Annotated in this window: 1 protein-coding gene; it reads right to left on the bottom strand. The window is 48.5% G+C overall.

What is annotated here, in order from left to right:
• Positions 1 to 20 precede the first annotated feature (20 nt).
• On the bottom strand, positions 21 to 218 hold the full coding sequence (gene yacG / locus AB4653_RS19865) for a DNA gyrase inhibitor YacG (RefSeq protein ID WP_017056605.1): 198 nt from the start codon (positions 216 to 218) through the stop codon (positions 21 to 23).
• Between the last annotated feature and the right edge of the window lie 73 nt (positions 219 to 291).

Genomic DNA, 291 nt, shown 5'->3' with positions numbered 1-291 from the left:
TCGCTACTCGCTACTCGCGCCTAGTGTGGGTCTTCCGACCAACCATCGCTATCCGACATGTCTGGAGCACCAGCGATGCTGTTCTCTTCGTCAGCCCATTCCCCGAAATCAATCATCTGACATTGCTTGCTGCAAAACGGGCGGTGCGGGCTTTGTTCGCCCCATTCAACGTCAGTGTTACATTGAGGGCATTTAACGATGGTGATTTTCTTCGACATAGTGATTCTTAATTTGAAGGTGTAATAATAGTGAGTTTAGGCTCGAGTGAGGACTCAAGCCAAACAATAAAGG

It is taken from the genome of Vibrio sp. 10N.222.48.A3 (assembly GCF_041475345.1).
Lineage (GTDB): Bacteria > Pseudomonadota > Gammaproteobacteria > Enterobacterales > Vibrionaceae > Vibrio > Vibrio tasmaniensis_A.
This window is presented reverse-complemented; position numbering and strand designations above follow the sequence as displayed.